The 18,717-nt window shown below is 69.7% G+C and carries 11 protein-coding genes and 2 tRNA genes; 5 read left to right on the forward strand and 8 right to left on the reverse strand.

The annotated features are described in order from the left end of the window. Positions 1-48: 48 nt before the first annotated feature. From G4D85_RS42545 to murJ, 7 genes are all read right to left on the reverse strand, one after another. Complete coding sequence (locus G4D85_RS42545) at positions 49-6,210, reverse strand: myxosortase-dependent M36 family metallopeptidase (protein WP_275900366.1); 6,162 nt, start codon at positions 6,208-6,210, stop codon at positions 49-51. Positions 6,211-6,813: 603 nt separating this feature from the next. Then, on the reverse strand, positions 6,814-7,761 hold the full coding sequence (locus G4D85_RS42550; RefSeq protein ID WP_164020008.1) for an aromatic alcohol reductase: 948 nt from the start codon (positions 7,759-7,761) through the stop codon (positions 6,814-6,816). Between the two features lie 247 nt (positions 7,762-8,008). Beyond that, a tRNA-Met gene (locus G4D85_RS42555) sits at positions 8,009-8,082 on the reverse strand. A gap of 78 nt (positions 8,083-8,160) precedes the next feature. Next, positions 8,161-8,234, reverse strand: a tRNA-Met gene (locus G4D85_RS42560). A 100-nt stretch (positions 8,235-8,334) separates the two neighbouring features. Then, positions 8,335-10,041 carry a S1 RNA-binding domain-containing protein gene (locus tag G4D85_RS42565; RefSeq protein WP_240359833.1) on the reverse strand — a complete coding sequence of 569 codons (1,707 nt, stop codon included), beginning with the start codon at positions 10,039-10,041 and terminating at the stop codon, positions 8,335-8,337. Then, a complete protein-coding gene (locus G4D85_RS50055; protein WP_240359834.1) occupies positions 10,029-10,250 on the reverse strand; it encodes a hypothetical protein in 222 nt (73 codons plus the stop codon). The genes G4D85_RS42565 and G4D85_RS50055 overlap by 13 nt, the downstream gene beginning before the upstream one ends. A gap of 346 nt (positions 10,251-10,596) precedes the next feature. Continuing rightward, complete coding sequence (gene murJ, locus G4D85_RS42570) at positions 10,597-12,294, reverse strand: murein biosynthesis integral membrane protein MurJ (protein WP_164020010.1); 1,698 nt, start codon at positions 12,292-12,294, stop codon at positions 10,597-10,599. A gap of 105 nt (positions 12,295-12,399) precedes the next feature. Here murJ and G4D85_RS42575 point away from each other — a divergent pair, with 105 nt between their 5' ends. The 5 genes from G4D85_RS42575 (at position 12,400) to G4D85_RS42595 (ending at position 17,779) form a co-directional block, all read left to right on the forward strand. Further along, complete coding sequence (locus G4D85_RS42575; RefSeq protein WP_164020011.1) at positions 12,400-12,894, forward strand: ferritin family protein; 495 nt, start codon at positions 12,400-12,402, stop codon at positions 12,892-12,894. Positions 12,895-12,939: 45 nt separating this feature from the next. Then, positions 12,940-13,824 (forward strand): encapsulin nanocompartment shell protein EncA, encoded by an 885-nt coding sequence (gene encA / locus G4D85_RS42580; RefSeq protein WP_164020012.1) that lies wholly within the window; start codon positions 12,940-12,942, stop codon positions 13,822-13,824. A gap of 22 nt (positions 13,825-13,846) precedes the next feature. Then, positions 13,847-15,271, forward strand: a complete 1,425-nt coding sequence (locus G4D85_RS42585; protein ID WP_164020013.1) for a sigma-54-dependent transcriptional regulator — start codon at positions 13,847-13,849, stop codon at positions 15,269-15,271. A gap of 77 nt (positions 15,272-15,348) precedes the next feature. Next, positions 15,349-16,380 carry a M23 family metallopeptidase gene (locus G4D85_RS42590; protein WP_164020014.1) on the forward strand — a complete coding sequence of 344 codons (1,032 nt, stop codon included), beginning with the start codon at positions 15,349-15,351 and terminating at the stop codon, positions 16,378-16,380. A gap of 97 nt (positions 16,381-16,477) precedes the next feature. Continuing rightward, positions 16,478-17,779, forward strand: a complete 1,302-nt coding sequence (locus tag G4D85_RS42595; RefSeq protein WP_164020015.1) for a hypothetical protein — start codon at positions 16,478-16,480, stop codon at positions 17,777-17,779. 99 nt (positions 17,780-17,878) lie between these two features. Here G4D85_RS42595 and rsmI read toward each other — a convergent pair whose 3' ends face one another. Further along, on the reverse strand, positions 17,879-18,709 hold the full coding sequence (gene rsmI, locus G4D85_RS42600; protein ID WP_164020016.1) for a 16S rRNA (cytidine(1402)-2'-O)-methyltransferase: 831 nt from the start codon (positions 18,707-18,709) through the stop codon (positions 17,879-17,881). Positions 18,710-18,717 lie beyond the last annotated feature (8 nt).

The following is an 18,717-nucleotide window of genomic DNA, read 5'->3' on the forward strand; positions in this document are numbered from 1 at the left end:
TGGAGGCGGCCTCCTCCACCCCGAGGGGCGGAGGAGGCGCCTTACGTCTCAGGCCAGCGTGTTGCGCCGACGGCGCAGCAGGCTGAGGAGCGCCAGGCCGAGCATGCCGACCGGGGCGCCCGCGCCCGTGGAGGAGCAACCACCGCCGGTGTCAGGCGTGGCCGTGGTCTCCACGGTGACGGAGTGCGAGCCGCCGCGAGCATCCGTCACGGTCAGCTTGAAGCTGAACGTGGCGCTGTCGTCGTCGAGCTCGGGCACGTCCACGCTCAGCACCGCCTGGTTGGCGCTGCCCAGCGTGACGGACGGGCCACCCGTCTGCTCCCACTTGTAGGTGATGGCGTCACCATCCGGGTCGCTGGAGGCCGAGCCGTCGAGGGTCATCGACGTCTGGTCGCCAGAGAGGATGATGCGAGCCTTCGCCACGGGGACGACGTTGTCGGTCTGCGTGACAGTCACCGTCACGGTGGCCGCGTCGCTGGTGAGCGAACCGTCGCTCACCACCAGGCGGAAGGTCAGCTCCGTGTTCGCCCTCACGTCGGGCGCGGTGAAGGACGGCGTGGCCGTGTCGGCCCCCGCCAGCGTCACCCACGGGCCACCCACCTGCGTCCACTGGTACGTCAGCGTGCCGCCATCGGCGTCGGCGCTCGCGCTGCCGTTGAGGCTGACGGAGGCCTTGCCCTTGGCGGACACCGCCTCACCCGCGTTGGCCACGGGCGCCCGGTTGACCTGGCGCACCGTCACCGCCACGTCGTGGCTGGCCGAAAGCTCACCATCGCTCACCGTCACGCGGAAGGTGAACTCGGTGTCGGCGGTCACCTCGCCCGTGGCGAAGGTGGCCGTCGCGGAGTCAGCGCCCGAGAGCGTGACCTCCGGACCGGACACCTGCGTCCAGGCGTAGGTCAGGGTGTTGCCGTCCGCATCCGAGGCAACGGCCGCGAGGGTCGCGGTGCTGCGCTCGTCGACCACGACGGCAGAGGCCGTCACGGTCGGAGCGAGGTTCACAGGGTTGATGGACACCGACACGGTGTCGCTGGTCGTCAGCGCGCCGTCGCTCACCGTGAAGAGGAAGGTGAGCGTCTCACCGGTGGCCGTCTCCGGCGCGGTGAAGAGGGCCAGCTCGGTGTCCGCGCCGGACAGCCCCACCGGGGTGCCAGACGTCTGCACCCAGGAGTAGGTCAGCGCGTCGCCGTCCGCGTCGCTCGCGGAGCCGCTCAGACTCACCTGCGTACGCTCATCCGCGGAACCATCCACACCCGCGTTCGCCGTGGGCGCGCGGTTGGCGTTGCGCACGGTCACCGCCACGTCGTGGGTGGCAATGGCCGTCCCGTCGCTCACCGTCACGCGGAAGTTGAGAACGGAGTCGGTGGTCACTTCCGGAGCGGTGAAGGAGGCCGTCGCCGTGTCGGCGTTCGACAGCACCACCGCCTCGCCCGTCAGCTGCGTCCAGGCGTAGGTCAGCGTGTCACCGTCCACATCCGAGGCAGTGGCCGACAGGGTGGCCGTGCTGCGCTCGTTCACCGTCACCGGCGCGGCCGTCACGGTCGGCGCGTGGTTGCTGGCGTTCACCGACACGTTCACCGTGTCGCTGGTGCTCAGCTGGCCATCGCTCACCGTCAGGCGGAAGGACAGCGTCTCGTTGCCGGCCGAATCCGGCACCGTGAAGGTGGCCGTGGCGGTGGTGGCACCGGACAGCGCAACCGAGGTACCGGAGATCTGCACCCAGGTGTACGTAAGGCTGTCACCATCGTCGTCGCTCGCGGAGCCGCTCAGCGTCACGGGCTGCAGCTCGCTCGCCGCGATGTCCACACCCGCGTTCGCCGTGGGAGCGCGGTTGATGTTGCGCACGTTCACCGTCACGTCCTGGGTGGCCGTGGCCGTGCCGTCGCTCACCGTCACGCGGAAGGTGAGCACAGCGTCAGCGGACACCTCGGCCGTGGAGAAGGTGGCCGTCGACGTGTTGGCGCCCGAGAGCGTCACCGCGGCGCCGGACAGCTGCGTCCAGGCGTAGGTCAGCGTGTCGCCATCCGCATCCGAGCCCGTGGCCGAGAGGGTGGCGGTGCTGCGCTCGTCGACAGCGACGGAAGAAGCCGTCACGGCCGGCGCGCGGTTCACGTTGTTGATGTTGATGCTCACCGAGTCGTTGACGCTGATCCTGCCGTCGCTGACCGCGAGGCGGAAGGTGAGCGTCTCACCGGTAACCGTCTCCGGAGCGGTGAAGGTGGCCGTCGCGGTGTTGTAGTTGCGCAGCGCCACCGCCGTGCCGCTCGTCTGGGTCCACAGGTAGGTCAGCGCCTCGTTGTCCGCGTCGCTGGCGGAGCCGGAGAGCGTGACGTTGGTGCGCTCGTCGGCGACGCCGTCGAGGCCCGCGTTGACGGTGGGCGCACGGTTCACCTGGGTGATGCGCACGGTCACCGTGTCGGTCACCGTCGCGGCGCCGTCGCCCACGGTCAGCCGCAGCACCAGGTTGGTGTCGGCGGTCACCTCGGGAGCGGTGAAGGACGGCGTCAGCGTGTTGCCATTGGTGAACGTCACCACCGGGCCGGACACGCGCGTCCAGGCGTAGGTAAGCGCCTGGCCATCCGCGTCGAAGGCGTTACCGGTGAGGGACACCGCCGCACGCTCGTTGACCGTCACGTCCGGACCCGCGGAGATCACCGGAGCGGTGTTCCCGCAAGCGCCGGTGTCCGCGCAGATCTTGATGAACGGCAGGTTGGTGATGCCGGAGAAGGACAGGTCGTCCAGCACCCAGCCCGTGGCGCCGACGGCGTTGTCGGAACCGATGCGGAAGCGGATCTGCACCGTCTTGCCCGCGTACGCCGTCCCCAGGTCCAGGGTGGCGGAGTGGAACGTCGGGAAGTCGACCAGGCTGCCGACGATGGCGCGGCGGCCCTGCAGCGGGTTCAGGTTGCCGGCGTACTCGACCAGCTCGCCCGTATACACGGCATCGCCGATGTCGACCCACGTCTGACCGCCATCCTCGGTGAGCTCGATGACGGCGCCGTCGTAGAAGCCGGTGACGTCGAACTCGAAGTCATAGGAGTGACGGAAGTTCACGACGAACGGCGCGGTCGCGCTGACGTTCAGCGCGGGGGAGACGAGGCTGAAGTCGACCGGGCCGCCCACGTCCTCACCGTAGAAGGCGCGGTTGAGGTCCGTGAACTCGACCACGCCGAACTCGGCGGGGATGAGCTCCGGGTCGAACGGGGTGGTCCACGGCAGGTTGGAGGGCGTGGCCTCCACGGTCTCACTGGTGGTGGCCAGGGGGATTTCGTCGTAGTTGCCCCTGAAGGCCAGCACGTCGGACTTGTCGCCCGGGGTCGCCTGGCGGTCATCCCGGACGGAGAACGCGAAGTCGAGCCGCTGGGCCGTGCTCGCGCCGGTCAGCGACACGGGCAGGGAGACGATGCTCACGTCGCCAATGCCCATCGCCGGGAACTGCGCGGTGCCGCGGTTGCCCACGGAGACGCCCGGGGTGGTCGACAGGACGGTGACGCTGGCGGTGTCGGCGGGCTCGGAGCCGTTGTTGAAGACGACGAAGGTCAGCAGGCCCGTCTCGCCGTTGTCGAGGATCTGGTCCTCGTCACCCGCGTGCGCCGAGTCATCCTCGTAGAAGGCGGCGAGGATCTGCACATCCGAGCCGACGTTGTAGCTCTCCACCACTCCCGCGTGGTCGACCGAGTTGCGGTCCGGAGCCACCGCGCCCACGCCGGCGCCGCGGCGGGCGAAGGCAGCCCACAGGCGCTGGCCGTCGGCCGGGTCGTTGGCCATGGCCGAAGCGATGACGGCGTCACGCGCCTCCAGGTAGGTGGGCGACGACGGCGTCATCTTGTAGCCGTTGACCAGGTAGCTCTTCATCCGGTCCTGCGCCTCCTGGAAGGGATGCGCGCGGAGCAGCGAGACGTAGCACTCCCACAGCATGGAGGCCCAGATCTCGCCGGAGTTGTGGACCTGCGAGTTGAGGCCACCCGGAGCGAAGGGGGCGGTCGTCGGCAGCGCCACACCGTCCATGATGTGGCGGTAGCGCAGCGCGTTCTTGGTGGGGTCCACCGAGTAGGCGCCACGGCGGATGCCGAAGAACGACGAGTCCGGAGAGATTCCGCGCGTCGCGTACTCGGCCATGGCGTACACGCCATTCCAGTTCGCGTTGGACGGGGTGTTGATGTCCTCGGCGCGCACCGTCATGAGCAGGGCGGTGAAGTCACCCCAGCCCTCGCCCATGGCGCGTCCCTGGTTGTTGACCAGGCCGGACGCGTTGCCGATGAGGCGGTTGCTGATGTAGTGGCCCCACTCGTGCGCCACGATCTGGTTGTCGATCGTGCCGTCGACGTTGATGGTCCCCCCGCGGAACATCCGCGCGTTCATGCCGGCGGGAATCGCGGCGCGCACCCGGTTGCCGTCCGCCTGGGTGAGGCGCAGCAAGGGGATGGTGATGGGGATGGTGGACGTGCCACCGATGTCGGTGACGAAGCCCGGCGCGTTGTCGGCGATGATGACGCCGATGGCGCCCACCGCCTGCGCGTTCTCGATCTTCACGTTGAAGGAGCACGTGCCGCGATCGATGAGCGCGATCTTCCCGGCGACGTCGGTCGCGTTGGTGAACGCGGTGCAACCGTCGGTGGTGGACGGGCCGGCGGCGTCGGACGCGTCCAGGGCGGCGATCACCGCACCCGTGGCGTCGAACGTCTGCGGACCCATGGTGGCCGCGATGCCCACCTGGAAGTCACCCGCGGCGCTGTTGGGCGGGTTCACCGTCAGGCGCGCGTTGCGCGGGCCGGTGAAGAGGTACATCTGCATGCGCGGGGACAGACCGTCCGCCGGCGTGGACATGTTGGCGTTGTTGGTGCCGCTGTAGTCCTGCGCCTGCGCGCGGATGGCGTCGTTGCCCAGGCCGCCGCGACCGAAGTTGTCGGTCTGCGCGTTGCCCGCGGCCTCGTCGAAGCCCGCGTCGTAGAACCAGTCGTGGAGCCAGTTGTTCATGAAGAACAGGCTCGTGGTGGCCGCGGAGATCTGCTCGGCGTTCGCGTTCGGCTGGATGTCGAACAGCATCGTCCGGTCGAACACGCCCGGCGCGGTGACGGTGGGACGCAGGTCACCCGCCTGGTAGTTGTCCGGGGCGACGAGGTCCGCGTACGCGTCCACGTTGTTGCCCGTGGTCACCGTGGCGCCATCCGGGAGCCAGGGGTCATTCTGGCTGTAGGGGGCGCTCTCGAGGGTGACGAGGGCGGGCGCGACGTACGCCGGGCGGTAGCCGTCCGGGTTGCCCGTGGGGTGCGGCGTGGAGCCGACGGCGCCCGTGGGGCCGTCGTGCGGGATGTACGGCGGAGTGGTGTCGGCGAAGACGCGGTAGCTGAACTCCGCGTGCGACGTCAGGTTGTTGCGCATCAGCACGCGGCCGTCGAGCGCGGAGATGACGTACCCGTAGAAGTCGGAGTCCGGGCTGTCGGCGCGGCCGGTGTTGAGCTCCACGTAGTACGCGGGTACCAGCGTGGTGGGCAGCGAGTAGAGAACCTGCTTCGCGCGCGCCGGGATGAGGAGCCCCTCATCCAGGGGGCGGGCGTAGGAGGCCAGCTCGAAGTGCGTGTACTTTCCGGCGTTCTGCGCCTTCACGTTCTTGAGCAGGCTGCCGTCCAGCTCGTTGCCGGTGAGGTCACGGTACGCAGCGGCGACGGCCGAATTGGCCGACAGCTGGAACCGGGCGCGCGGCGAGGCGGTGTTGTTGACGTGCTGGGAGATGCCGCCGGAGATGGCCACCAGCTCGTTGTTGCGGTTGAGCAGGAGGTTGAGGTTCTGGCGGAAGACCTCGACGCCGCCCGACTCCTGGGCCAGCGTGACGACCTTGACGCCCTGACGGTTCTGGCTGACGTTGACCACCCGCGCGCCAGCAGCCTCGAAGGAGCTCACTCCATAGAGAGCAGCGGCGTCCGCGATCTGCGCCAGAGCGGCCTGCTCGGGCGCCATGCTCGCGAACTGGGAGCGCAGCTTCGTCTGATCCGCGCTCTTCTTGGCCCAGACGAAAGTGGGGGAACCGGTGCGCTCGTCACGATGAGCGGCGCGGGGACCCTTGTAGTCCACAGGCTTGAAGCCAGCGGCAACTCGACCCGCGGGCTTCGCGTCCTGCAGTGCATCGTAATTCGGCAACGTCCGGGCAACTGCGCTGGTTCCGGACAGCACCAGCGACAGGCCAGACAGCGTGGCGACCAACCTTCTCACGTGGGGGAGCTCCCTGTTTACTGCGGCGGGGTGGGAGCCACCTTGCAACCTGGTCGGGTGTCCCGGCACCATCGCCGGAACGCCAGGTTTCCTGTGGGAGGCCCCCAAGGCGACGGACTGTCGCCTGTTGAAGAGATTAGTGCCCTTACTGATGTAGGTTGAAAGGCGACACGGTCACATTTTCCCAGCGCAACGCAGAATTCCGTGGTTACGGCAGGTTATGGCCGAAATCGGGAGGAAAAATGCGGTGGATGCGAAGCGCCGTCGGGCCCGTGTTGGCGGGAGTTGGCCTGCTTCTGCTCAACGCGGCCTGTCGGGGCACCGCGGAGACGGCGCCCGGGACGGGTGGGCGCAACGGCCACGTGACGGATGGCGGAAGCGCCGCGGCGTTCCAGGACGTGAGGCGTTGGGATGCGGGGGTGCAAGCGCGCCAGAGGCCACCGCCTGCCCCGGCTCAGTCGCCCGACGGCGGCGCGTGTCCTGGAAGACAGCAGCCCTGCTGCGATGGGACGTGCGGCACGGAGTTGCAGTGCGCGCAGCTTGCGTGCGACCCCGCACCGCATCGGCTGCCGCCTCCGGCCGAGGAGCGCTGAGCGTCACCCTTCACGGGTGCGCGGGGTGCGCGGACTCCTGAGGCGCCGCCAGCATTGGCCGCAGCGTCGCCTCGAGGTAGTCGCGCACCTTCATGGGGTGGATGCGGGGGAACTCCGCGTTGGCCGGCTGCAGCAGCCTCCCCTTCCCCGTCAGCTGCATGAGGAAGTGGGGCTGCACGACGCTGTCGCGTGACGCGCGCGAGGCGCCCTCGGCCCGCGCGAGGTAGCGGCGCAGCTCCTCGACGGAGCCCCGGTGGAAGCGCTGGAGCTGACGGCCCGTGAGCGTCTCGTAGAGGCGTGCGACTTCGTTCACCGACACCACGTCACCCACCAGCTCCAGCCTCCGGTTCTCCGCGCGGCGGTCCACCACCAGCTCCGCCACCCAGCGGGCCACGTCGCCCATGGCGGTGACGTCGAAGGGCTCGTCGCCCGTGCCCCAGTACGCCACCTGGCCGCGCTCGAAATCGAACACGTGCGCCACCGGCGACAGCGCGACTTCCATGAAGCCGCCACACAGGATGAACGTGTACCGCACCCCGCTCCGCTCCACGGCCTCCGCCACGCGGCGGTGCAGGTCCAGCAGCGAGTCCTCGCCGTCCGCGAGCTGGAAGAAGTCCGGCGAGTAGTTCGAGGGGATGAAGCGCATGACTCCGTGCCGCCGGGCCGCCTCCAGCAGCCGCAGCTGCCCGTCCAGCAGCACTTCCGGGCCTCCGCGCACCGCGGAGACGACGGCGTCCACGCCCTCCACCGCCGAGTCGAGCGAGCGGACATCCTCCAGCGAGCCCTCGACGAGCGTCACCCCCTGGTCCGCGAGCCCGACCAGCGACTCGCGCCGCCGGCCCGGGCGCACCAGCACATGAAGGTGGATGCCCGGCCTGGAGAGCAGCGCCGCGGCGAGCCTCCGGCCGAACCTGCCCGTGCCGCCCACCAGCAGGACGTGCGTGGCCTCGGTGTCCATGGCGCGCTCCTCCTCTCCGGGGGCACGCGCGGTGGGAAGGCCCGTCCGCGAAAGTGCCCACACCGGGAAGATGGAGCGTGAGGCCGGTTGTGTCTGCGGGTTTCCACAGGTGCCCCTGGTCCGCACGAGGGACGAGCAGGAGGCCCGGCGAACGCTTCCACTCCGCGCGGCCCCGGACACGAGGGCGAGCGAAGTGCTCAAAAGCAATCGGCCCGGTCATCCGAGAGGATGACCGGGCCGATCCGAGTTGCGGGGGCAGGATTTGAACCTGCGACCTTCGGGTTATGAGCCCGACGAGCTACCAGGCTGCTCCACCCCGCGTCATGTTGTGTGTCTGTCTTCAAACCGAAGACGCCCGACCTTCATTCCAGCCGGGCTTTCGGGTGCTACGGGTACGAATTGCGGGGGCAGGATTTGAACCTGCGACCTTCGGGTTATGAGCCCGACGAGCTACCAGGCTGCTCCACCCCGCGGCAGAGAGAGGCGAGGCGTAAGTACCGTCCCCCGCCTGGAGCGTCAACACCTTTCTCGGCGCTGATCACTTTGAGGTGATCAGCGCCGGAGGAAGGAGCGTTACTTGCCCATCTTGCTGAGCAGGTCGGCGAAGGTGCCGAAGCCCTTCTTGCCCGCGGCCTGGCCCTGGGGCTGCTGCGTCTTCTGCCAGGCCTCCACCTCGGCCCGCTCCTCCGCGCGAACGGCGGCGGTGACGGACAGGCGAATCTTCCCGGAGGCGTCGATGTCCAGGATGGCCACCTTCACCTCCTGGCCCAGCGAGTAGTGCTTGCGCAGGTCGGTGCCACGCTCGGTGCCCGTCTCGCTGGCGGGCAGCAGGCCCTTGCCACCGGGGAAGGCGAGGAACACGCCGTAGGGCTCGATGCGGTCCACCTTGCCGACGACGACCTGCCCGACCTGGGGACGGGGCGCGGCCGGCTGACGGGCCGGGGCGGCGCTGGCGGCAGCGGCCGTGGAGGCCGGACGCTCCTCGGGAGGACGCTGCGCCTCCTCCTCGGAGATGCGGCGCAGGCCGATGCGCTTGTCGTTGGGGTCGATCTTCTCGATGGCGACCCAGATGACCTCACCCTCCTTCACCACGTCGCGTGGGTGCGCGATGCGGCGGTCGCTCAGCGCGGAGATGTGCACCAGGCCATCCACGCCCGGACGCAGCTCCACGAAGGCACCGAAGGGCTGCAGGCGGACGACCTTGCCCTGGAGCCGGTCGCCTTCCTTGAGCTCGGAGATCGCCTTCTTGAAGGGGTCCTCCATGCGCGCGCGCATGGACAGGGTGATGCGCTCCTTCTGCTTGCTCTTGTCGGGCGAGTTGGGCTGGGCGGCCTCCATGCGGAGGATCTCCACCTCGACCTCGTCACCGGCGTTGACCACCTCGCTGGGGTGGCCCACGCGCGTGTACGAGAGCTCGGAGACGGGAATCATTCCCTCGACGCCGCCCAGGTCGACGAACACGCCGAAGTCACGGACGCCGGAGACCTTGCCCTTGACGACCTTGCCCTCGGACAGCGTCTTGCGCGTCTCGTTGGCCAGCTTCCGCTGCTCCTCTTCCAGGAGCGCCCGGCGCGACAGCACCACGTTGCGGTCCCGGACCTCGGTGACGCGGAACTGGAGCTTCTCGCCGATGAACTGGTCCGGCTTCTCCACGAAGCGCAGGTCCAGCTGGCTGATGGGGCAGAAGGCGCGGATGTCGCCGATGGCGACCTCGACACCGCCCTTGTTCACGCTCAGCACCATGCCCTCGACGGGCATGCCGGAAGCGCGGGCCTCGGCCAGCATGGCCATGGACGCGCTGCCCTTGGCCAGCGCGCGGCTGAGGAGGATGCCCTTGGCGCCCACCTCGATGACGTGCGCCTCCAGGCTGTCACCCACGCCGAAGCGGAGGATGCCCTCGTCGTCCTTCAGCTCGCGAAGCTCGATCATCGCCTCGCTCTTGGCGGACCCCTCCAGCGAGACGAACGCGGTGTCCGCGCCGAGCTGGAAGATGGTGCCCTTGACCTTCTCGCCCACGCGCACGCCGCGGCGGCCGGGAGCCCCCCCCTGCGCCTCGAACATCTCGGCGAAGGACTGGGACTCGGGGACCTCCTCGTACAGCGCGCTGGACGGCGCGGGAGTCGGCGTCACCGGACGCGGCGCGGGCGGCGCGGCCGGCGTCGCGGCGGAGGCCTCGGCGGTCGCCGTGGTCTCCTCGGACGTGGCCGTAGCGTCGGCGGGCTTCTCGTCCGCCAGGCCGCGCGTTTCAATGGCACCCGAGGCGCGCTTCACGACCACCATGGGGCCGGACGGGCGGCGCTCGCCGCCACCACTCCCGCCACCACGGCGCTCGCCGCCCCGGTCACCGCCAGGACGAGGAGGACGGTCGCCTCGCGGGGCGCCACCCTCGGGACGCGGCGACGCTTCGCGCTCGCCACGACCTCCGCGATCGCCACCACGCTCACCACCGCGGCCACCTCCGCGCCCACCCCGGTCCCCGTCCCGGCCACTTCCCCCAGAGGGGATGCCGAGCATCACGTCACCGAAGGTAGCCTTCGGCTTCTTGGGACCCATCCCGCCCGGACCGCCCGAATTGGAACCGCTCTTCTCGTCGCTCACTGCCGAGACCTTCCTGAGACGAATTCGACCCTGGCTTCCCGAGAAGCCGGGCCCCGGTGAAAAAGGCGGCGCACTCTACACGCGCGCCAACTCCGGAGGAAGCCAGATGACGCGGATGCCGTGTGCCCCGATGCTTCGTCCATTAACGGAGGCAGCGCGTCAGGCCATCCCCAGGTGCTGGTTGCGCCCCCAACGAAGTGCCGGCTGGTCAGTCAGGAGCCGAGTATTCGCGGGGGGTTAGCGCACCAGCCGCAGCTTGCGGCCGACCTTGCGGAACACGGCGCCGGCCTCGGGTACCCCCATGGCGGCGGCCAGTCCAAAATAAACCGCACCGAAGGGCACAGCGACCGCGAGAAAGCCCACCGCGGGGTGCAAGTGGGGCGGCGCCAGCAGCGCCCCACCCCACTCCGCCTCCACGCCCGGCATGGGGCCGAGCAGCAAGGCAAGCCCCAGCTTGATGCCCAGCCCAACGAGGCCCGCGATGGTGGCCGCGCCCCACAGCCGGGGCAGCAGCCCCGGGGGAACGCCCACGGGCCCCACCTGCTTCACCAGCTTCCGGCGGAGGAGAGTGGACTCCAGCCAGGCCACCATGCCGCTCGCCAGGGTGAGCCCCAGCGCGCCCAGGTACTGGGGGAGGCCCAGCCACTCCGGGAGGTGCAGGCCCAGCACCCACGCGCCCAGGGCGCCCGCGGTGACTCGCACCACCGCGAAGCGCAGGGGCGTCTTCGGGTCCTTCAGCGCGTAGAAGGCGGAGGCATAGAGGCGGCCCACGGTGGAGGCGACGAGGCCCACCGCCGAGCCCATCAGCAGGTACCAGAGGTAGCGCGAGTCGGCCGCGTCGAAGCGGCCCGTCTGCAGCAGCGCGGCGGCCACCATGTCCCCGAGGAAGAGGAACGCGGCGGCGGAGGGCACCACCCAGAAGGCGATGCGCCGCGCGCCGTTGTCGATGCGCTCGCGCAGCTTCGCGGCCACGTCCTGGCCCTCGCCCGAGGCGCGGGACATCTCCGGCAGCTCCGCGGCGGACACCGCCATGCCGAAGAGGCTCACGGGGATGAGGTAGATAGTCTGCGCATACAGCAGCGAGGACACCGCGCGGTTGGAGATGAGCGTCGCGAAGGCGGTGTCCACCCACGCGCTGAACTGCACCACGCCACGCCCCAGCACCACCGGGCCGAAGTTCTTCAGCACCTGGCGCACGGAGTCGCCCGCCAGCGACAGCGTCGGGCGGAAGCGCCCCAGCAGCCGCAGCGTCGAGGGCACCTGCACCGCGAACTGGAGGGTGCAGCCCAGCACCACGCCGTACGCGAGCACCTCCACCAGCCGGTCCTCGGTGTAGCGGCCGCCGGCGATGACCAGGGTGAGGATGATGACGATGTTCCACACCACCGGCGCCAGGTACGACAGCAGGAAGCGGCGATGGCTGTTGAGGATGCCCAGGCACCACGCGCTCAGCACCAGCATCCCCGTGCCGGGGAAGAGGATGCGCACCGTGGTGATGGCCAGCTCCCGCTCGTGGCCCTCGAAGCCCGGGGCGATGAGGTCCACCAGGAGCGGCGTGGCGAGCATGCCCGCCGCCACCGCCAGCGCGGTGACCAGCGACAGCAGGCCGAAGACGGCGCCGGCCACCCGGTCCGCCTCCTCGTCTTCCTTGCGCCCCAGCAGCCCCGCGTACACGGGAATGAACGAGCCGGAGAGGACGCCCTCGCCGAAGAGGTTCTGCAGGAAGTTGGGGATGCGCAGCGCGGCCTTGAAGACGGCGGCCGCCGCCTCGTTGCCCAGGTAGTGCGCGAAGACGCGCTCGCGCACCAGCCCCATCAACCGTGAGGCCAGGATGCCAGTGGCGACGAGCAGCGCGCCCTTCCCGCCCGGACGCGCGGACCGGGTGGGCACGGCGGGCGGCGGCGGCGGTGGGGACTCGGGGGCGGAGGCAGTCACGAAGGCGCGGGACTCTACGCGCGCCGTTGAGTGGCATGAAGCGCGAAACCCGGCCAGCCTCTTTCACTTGACGCTAACTCGCCAGGTTGCCAGGGTCCGGTGCCAATGGCCGGAACCCCCGACAGCGACCTGGACGACGTGGCGCGCATCCGCCGCGTGCTGGCCCGCGAGCTCGAGACCATCAACGAGTATGAGGCCTTCGCCAGGACCTCCTCGGCGCCCGAGGTCCGCGCCTTCTTCCTGCACCTGGCCGCCGAGGAGAAGGAGCACGTCTCCGAGGCCGTCCACATGCTCCGCATGATGGACAACGGTCAGGACGCGCACTTCACGAAGCCTTTCGTCCCCGGACACTTCGAGGGGACGGCCGGTGCGCCTCCCGCCACCGTCGCCGCCGACCGGCACGCTCCGGTGGAGCCCCCTGCCCCTGCCTCCGTGTCCGGGAATGGCCGCAATGGCCGCCTGGGCTCGGAGCCCCCCACGTCGCTGCCTCCGCAGCGGTTGATGTACGGCCTGCCCGCCCCGCCGCCCGCGGTGGAGTCCCATCCGCTCACCGTCGGCTCGCTCCGCCGGGGTGGTGGCGGCGGTGGCAGCGGTCGCTGACGTCCCCCTCTTCTCTCCTTGTTGACTCCTCTGGAGAACAATCCGATGCCTGACTTCCTTGGACATGCCGAGAACCCGCTGCGCGAAGAGGAGTGGGCGCGTCTGAACGAGACCGTCATCCAGGTCGCGCGGCGCTCGCTCGTCGGCCGTCGAATCCTGGACATCTACGGTCCGCTGGGCGCGGGCGTGCAGACCGTGCCCTACGACGAGTTCCAGGGCGTGTCCCCGGGCGCGGTGGACATCGTCGGGGAGCAGGAGACCGCGATGGTCTTCACCGACGCGCGCAAGTTCAAGACCATCCCCATCCTCTACAAGGACTTCCTGCTGCACTGGCGGGATATCGAGGCGGCGCGCACGCACAACATGCCGCTGGACGTGTCCGCCGCCGCGGGCGCCGCCGCGCTGTGCGCGCAGCAGGAGGACGAGCTCATCTTCTACGGCGACGCGCGCCTGGGCTACGAGGGGCTGATGACGGCCAACGGCCGGCTCACCGTGCCGCTCGGGGACTGGACTGTGGCGGGCGGCGGCTTCCAGGCCATCGTCGACTCCACCCGCAAGCTGAACGAGCACGGCCACTTCGGCCCCTACGCCGTGGTGCTGTCGCCGCGGCTGTACTCGCAGCTGCACCGCATCTACGAGAAGACGGGCGTGCTCGAAATCGAGACCATCCGCCAGCTCGCGTCGGACGGCGTCTACCAGTCCAACCGCCTGCGCGGGGACTCCGGCGTGGTGGTGTCCACCGGCCGGGAGAACATGGACCTCGCCGTGTCCATGGACATGGTGGCCGCGTACCTGGGCGCGTCGCGGATGAACCACCCCTTCCGCGTGCTGGAGGCGCTGCTGCTGCGCATCAAGCACCCGGACGCCATCTGCACCCTCGAGGGCCCCGGCGCCGCCAGCGCGCCGCCCGCCCCCACGCACCGCCGCTAGCCTGGGCCCCTCAGTCCCGCCCATGGCAAAAGTTCTGGTCATCGACGACGAGGCGAACCTCCGCAAGGTGCTCGCCGCGATGCTGCGCCGCGATGGCTTCGACGTCACCGTCGCGGAGAATGGCGAGCAGGGGCTCGCCGAGTTTCACAAGAACGGCGCGGACATCGTGGTGACGGACCTGGTGATGCCCAAGGTGGGCGGCATGGAGGTGCTGGGCACCGTCCGCGCCGCCAACCCGGACGTGCCGGTCATCATCATCACCGCGCACGGCACCGTGGACTCCGCCGTGGACGCCATCAAGGCCGGCGCGTTCGACTACATCACCAAGCCCTTCGACCAGGTGGAGCTGTCCTCCGTCGTGGCCAAGGCCGCCAAGACGAACGAGAGCGCCCGCCGCTCCGTCCGGCCGGACCTCAAGGCGCGCGCCGCCATCATCGGTGACTCGCCGCAGATTCAAGAGGTCTACAAAATCATCGACAAGGTGGCGGACACGCCCTCCACGGTGCTCATCACCGGGGAGAGCGGCACGGGCAAGGAGCTCATCGCCACCGCGTTGCACGGCGCGTCCAGCCGCCGCGACAAGCCCTTCATCAAGATCAACTGCGCGGCCATCCCCGCCACGCTGCTGGAGAGCGAGCTGTTCGGCTACGAGCGCGGAGCCTTCACCGGCGCCGTCACCTCCAAGCCCGGCCGCTTCGAGCTGGCCGACGAGGGCACCCTCTTCCTGGACGAGCTGGGTGAAATCCCGGTGGAGATGCAGGTGAAGCTGCTGCGCGCGCTCCAGGAGGGCGAGTTCGAGCGCGTGGGCGGCATCAAGACCACGCGCGTGGACGTGCGCCTGGTGGCCGCCACCAACCGCGATTTGCAGGCGGAAATCGAGGCGGGCCGCTTCCGCAAGGATTTGTACTACCGGCTGGCGGTGGTGCCCATCACCCTGCCCGCCCTGCGCGAGCGCCGCAGCGACATTCCGATGCTCGCGCGGCACTTCCTGGACAAGTACAACAAGCGCCTCAACAAGAAGATCGAAGGCATCGCCGACGACGCCATGGCACTGCTCCAGGCCTATGCGTGGCCGGGCAACATCCGGGAGCTGGAGAACCTCATCGAGCGCGTGCTGCTCTTCGCGGACGGACCCTTCATCACCGCGAAGGACCTGCCGGAGCCGGTGCGCGGAGGAGCGGGCGTACAGGCGGGCGCCGCGTCGTCATCCTCCTCGGCGGCCATGGAGGTTCCCACGGGTGAAGTCGGACTCAAGGACATCGTCCGCATGAAGGCGGCCGAGCTGGAGCGGGACCTCATCGTGAAGAAGCTCGATGAGACGGGCGGCAACGTCACGCGGGCCGCTCGCCTGCTGCAGATCAGCCGCAAGTCGCTGCAGACCAAGATGAAGGAATTCGGCCTGCGCGACACCACACCAGACGGGCAGGACGACACCACCGACGAGTAGCCCGCGCTGAGGCGGAATTCCTCCTCGCGCGCGTCGGTTTCGGGCCGGCCCACTCTTTCCAAACCCAGGGAGCTTGTATGCGGCCGAACCTTCCCACCCTCGGTGCCCCTCCGAAGCGCAGTCCCTTCGGACCGGTGGTCGCCGTGTCACTCATCCTCGGCGGAGCCGCCGGCGGCGTGTGGTGGTGGAAGCAGCGGATGGCACATGCCACGGAAGGGGCCGCGCAGGCCGCTCCCGCGGCCGTGGACGCGGGGGCCGTCGCCGCGGCGCCCGTCGCCCCTCCGGCGCCGGTGGACCCCGTGAAGGCCGCGGGCCTGGAGCGTGCCTCGGTGCGCATCGACGGCCCGCTGGAGACGGCGCTCAACGGCGCTGCCGGCGCGGACGTGGGCCCCGCCCTGGCGCAGGTGGTGACGCGCACGCTGGTGTGGTGGGTGGAGGTGCCCGGGGAGATCCTCCGGGGCGACACGCTCGACGTGCTCTTCCAGCGCCGGCCGAACGAGGAGCCCCTGGTGCACGCGGTGCGCTTCACCAGCGGGAAGCTGGGCAAGACGCTCAGCGCCTACCGCTTCCAGGGCGAGGGCGACCCGAACGCCCGCTACTACCTCTCCAGCGGCGATGAGCTGGAGCTGCGCCTGGAGAAGTCACCCATCGACAACTACGAGCAGGTGACGTCCCTGCTGCGCGACGGCCGCCGTCACAAGGGCGTGGACTTCCGCACCCCGGTGGGCACGCCCATCAAGGCGCCCTTCAGCGGCGTGGTGAAGCGCAAGAACTGGAACTTCGGCAGCAACGGCAACTGCCTGGAGCTGGTGGAGACCGGTGGCCGCGGCCGGCGGGCCCTCTTCCTGCACCTGGACGCGGTGGACAAGAACATCAAGGCGGGGAGCCGCTTCACGGTGGGCCAGGTCATCGCCGCCAGCGGCAACACGGGCCGCTCCTTCGCGCCCCACCTGCACTATCAGCTGATGACGCAGGATGACCGCGTGCTGGACCCCTTCGAGCAGCACAAGACGTACCGCCGGTCCCTGAATACCAGCCACAAGGCGCTCTTCGAGAACGAGGTGCGGCGCCTGGACGGGCTCCTCGGGACCTCGGTGGCCGGCAAGTAATCGTTACCCGTTTCTTGACACTCCTCCGACGGCGCGGCTAGCTGGAAGCCCCCCGGGCCTTGCCGGAAGGCCCGGGTGATTCGCCGTCGGAGGTCGGATGCAAAGGCTTCGCGCCGTACTCGCCGCTGTCACCCTGGGCGCGCCGCTCGCCGCCAGCGCGGCGGACATCACCCGGATTGCATCGTCTTTCGACGATGACGATCCGTTCGACCTCTTCATCGACGTGGGCTTCGAGCGCACGCAGACGCGCGCGAAGATCCTCCGTGAGCAGGTGCCCCCAGCGGGATCCGGCTCCACGGGCCGCATCGACGCCTCGGAGCTCTGGTACAAAGCCGTGGACGCGCGGCTCAACCTGGAGCTGGCCTTCGGCCTGTACCGGGACCTGGAGTTCTCCTTCACGCTGCCGCTGGTGTTCCAGCAGAACGAGCGCTGGGACTTCACCTCGGACTCGTCGGCGGCCATCTCCACCATCACCAACAACTGCCTGAACGCGAACGGCTCGACCATCCCGGGCTGCAATCCGCTCACTGGCGATGGCACGATTCCCCTGTTCGGCATGCCGCAGGAGAGCTTCCGCGGCGGCCTGGGCAACATGCACTTCGGGCTGGCCTACGCCTTCTTCAAGCAGGAGAGGGACCCCACCAAGCCCACGTGGATCATCGGCCTGGACTACGAGGCCCCCACCGCGAAGCAGCGCGACCCGAGCGTGGACACCACGAACCCGGACGAGCGCGGCGACATCGGTGACCGCGTCCACAAGTACCAGCTCTACACGTCCTTCTCGCGCCGCATGGGCGTGGCCGAGCCGTACTTCAAGGCCCACTACACCATCCCCGTGCGCGGCCCGGGCATCTACTCCAACTGCGACCAGGCGGCGTCCAACCCGGACAACCTGGGCGCTCCGGAGAACTGCTTCACGGGCCCGTGGAATCGCAAGGAGACGGGCATCAAGGCCCCGACGACGGGCGGCATGCTCTTCGGCGTGGAGCTGGTCCCCTTCGACAAGCCGCAGAAGCACCAGAAGTTCGCCCTCGACGTGCGCACCATCGGCAACTACGTGGGCCGCGGCCGGTACTACAACGAGCTGAGCTCGGCGCTGGGCAAGCTCCTCACGTCCGAGGACTACTTCCAGCTGGGTGGCATGCTGGGCGTCACCGCGAGCGCGGCCGAGTCCTTCACCATCCGCGCGTCCGGCACGTTCCTCTACAACACGGACCACACCCTCACCGCCGAGGAGCTGGGCCAGGACCTCGACGGCAACGGCGAGGTGGACGTGGAGACCAACCCGGGGGAGGTCAACCCGACGTTCGACTGGCGCTATGACCTGGTCTCCCGCCGCTTCCGCGCGGTGGAGAGCACCTCGTTCCGCTTCGACCTGAGCGCCACGTTCAGCTTCTAGCGGGCAGGACGGGGACGGGCGCGCAGTGAGCCCGTCCCTTGGATTCAGGCACGGGCCCGGACACTCAGCCGGGTTCGGCCTCCGTGCCGGCGGGCGCCTTCACCGCTTCAGCGAGAGGCCCAGCCGGTACACGTCCTGACCGCCCCAGCCCGCGCGGCGGGCCAGCTCGGTGCTCAGCGCCTTGAGCTTCTCGCCGCGCGACAGGCCGTCCTCCAGCGCCTTGCGCAGCTCCTCCTCGGACCAGCGGCGCTCTCCGGTGCGGCCTTCCACCAGCACCACCACCTCGCCCCGGGGCTCCTCCGTCGCGTAGCGCGCGGCCAGCTCCGACAGCGTGCCCCGGGCGAACTCCTCGTGCAGCTTCGTCAGCTCGCGGGCCACGCAGGCGCGCCGGTCTCCCCAGACTTCCAGCAGGTCCGGCAGCGTCTCGCCCACCCGGCGCGGGGACTCGTAGAGCACCAGCGTCGCGGACAGCTGGGCCACCTCCTCCAGCATGGCCCGGCGCTCTGCTCCCTTGCGTGGAATGAAGCCCAGGAAGTGGAAACGCCCCGTGGGCAGCCCGGACGCGCTCAGCGCCGCGACGAGGGCCGTGGGGCCTGGAATGGGCACCACCGTCAGCCCCCGCTCCAGCGCCTCCGACACCAGCTTCTCTCCGGGGTCGCTGATGGCCGGACTGCCCGCGTCCGTCACCAGCGCGCAGTCGTCGCCCTCGGCAATCCGGTCCAGGATGCGCCCGGCACGCTGCCCTTCCGCGAAGGCCGGCAGGCTCACCAGGTCCTTCCCGCCAATGCCGAAGTGGTCCAGCAGCACGCGCGAATGCCGCGTGTCCTCACAGGCGATGAAGCGCACGGTGCGCAGCGTCTCCAGCGCCCGTGACGTCACATCCCCCAGGTTCCCGATGGGCGTTGCCACCAGATAGAGCGTTCCAGCCATGGCGTCCT

It is taken from the genome of Pyxidicoccus trucidator, from assembly GCF_010894435.1.
Taxonomy (GTDB): Bacteria; Myxococcota; Myxococcia; order Myxococcales; family Myxococcaceae; genus Myxococcus; species Myxococcus trucidator.

Coding starts and splice junctions, on each gene's coding strand:
- G4D85_RS42550 (WP_164020008.1), bottom strand. CDS start 7,761: ATGGACACCGAGGCCACGCACGTCCTGCTGGTGGGCGGCACGGGCAGG.
- G4D85_RS42565 (WP_240359833.1), bottom strand. CDS start 10,041: ATGGTGGTCGTGAAGCGCGCCTCGGGTGCCATTGAAACGCGCGGCCTG.
- G4D85_RS42575 (WP_164020011.1), top strand. CDS start 12,400: ATGGCCGGAACCCCCGACAGCGACCTGGACGACGTGGCGCGCATCCGC.
- encA (WP_164020012.1), top strand. CDS start 12,940: ATGCCTGACTTCCTTGGACATGCCGAGAACCCGCTGCGCGAAGAGGAG.
- G4D85_RS42585 (WP_164020013.1), top strand. CDS start 13,847: ATGGCAAAAGTTCTGGTCATCGACGACGAGGCGAACCTCCGCAAGGTG.
- G4D85_RS42590 (WP_164020014.1), top strand. CDS start 15,349: ATGCGGCCGAACCTTCCCACCCTCGGTGCCCCTCCGAAGCGCAGTCCC.
- G4D85_RS42595 (WP_164020015.1), top strand. CDS start 16,478: ATGCAAAGGCTTCGCGCCGTACTCGCCGCTGTCACCCTGGGCGCGCCG.
- rsmI (WP_164020016.1), bottom strand. CDS start 18,709: ATGGCTGGAACGCTCTATCTGGTGGCAACGCCCATCGGGAACCTGGGG.